At 44.7% G+C, this 1,023-nt stretch carries 2 protein-coding genes; both read right to left on the bottom strand.

Annotation, left to right across the window (positions count from 1 at the left end):
• A partial coding sequence (locus JX312_RS13995; RefSeq protein WP_239653945.1) for a methylmalonyl-CoA mutase family protein occupies positions 1-228 on the bottom strand: 228 nt, incomplete at its 3' end.
• Between the two features lie 193 nt (positions 229-421).
• Entirely contained in the window at positions 422-1,021 is a 600-nt protein-coding gene (locus JX312_RS13990) for a cell division ATP-binding protein FtsE (protein WP_239653944.1), read from the bottom strand.
• Between the last annotated feature and the right edge of the window lie 2 nt (positions 1,022-1,023).

Genomic DNA, 1,023 nt, shown 5'->3' with positions numbered 1-1,023 from the left:
GCGAGTTCCTCTGACATAAGGGAATTCACCCGGAAGTGATCCGATTGTTGCAAGACCCTCAATATCTTCCTTTCTGTAAAAAGGCTGAACACTGAAGCCTTCGTTTGTGCGCCAGACAAGTTTCTTGTCAAAATCCGCACCCTTCAAGTCGGCGGTAATCTTAGCCTTCCACTCTTCAGCGGAGACCGGCGAGAACACGTCGAAAAGAGTTTCTTTTTTTTCTGCCATTGCAAATAGCTTTTGTTTATGATATAGATTGGTTCAATTAGTAACCGGTGTTGTTTCATGGTCTCACAGGAGACAATATCATTAGTGTCTGTCTGTGTACATCAATTATGCAAAGTTAAATAATATTTTCACTAATTTAAAACTTTATCGTCTTTTTTTCTCCTTGAGAAGCCAAATACCATGTTTTTCGCGTTCAGCCGATGAGTTCCTTGTCATTGCAACGCAATACCCTTGCCGGGAAATCCTCTACCATCTGCATATTGTGCGTTGCCATGATTATGGTCCGTCCTTCGTCGGCAAGCTTGTGGAGAAGGCTTACTATCTGATAGCCGGTCTGGGGATCAAGGTTGCCGGTAGGTTCGTCTGCAAGAATCAGTTTCGGCTTGTTCAACAATGCCCTGGCTATTACGATACGCTGCTGTTCGCCTCCGCTCAGCTCATGAGGCATCTTGTAGCTTTTATTTTCCATTCCCACAGCTTTGAGCACCTCCTCAATACGGTCTTCAATCTCTGATTTAGATTTCCAGCCCGTTGCTTCAAGCACAAACCTTAGATTCGCCTTGGCAGAACGATCCTGAAGCAACTGAAAATCCTGAAATACGATTCCTATGTGTCTACGCAGATAAGGAATCTGCTTCCTTCTCAGATGAAGCAGGTCAAAGCCGAGCACTTCAGCTTTTTCACCATGTTCGATATCAACATCGGCATACATAGTTTTAAGCAATGAGCTTTTGCCACTGCCGACTTTGCCGACAAGATAGCAGAATTCTCCCTCGCCCACGCTGAAAGACACCT

The sequence above is a fragment of the Barnesiella sp. CU968 genome (assembly GCF_905219685.1).
GTDB classification, from domain to species: domain Bacteria; phylum Bacteroidota; class Bacteroidia; order Bacteroidales; family Muribaculaceae; genus Lepagella; species Lepagella muris_A.
The sequence above is the reverse complement of the archived record's forward strand: the minus strand, read 5'-3'. Positions and strand labels throughout refer to the sequence as shown.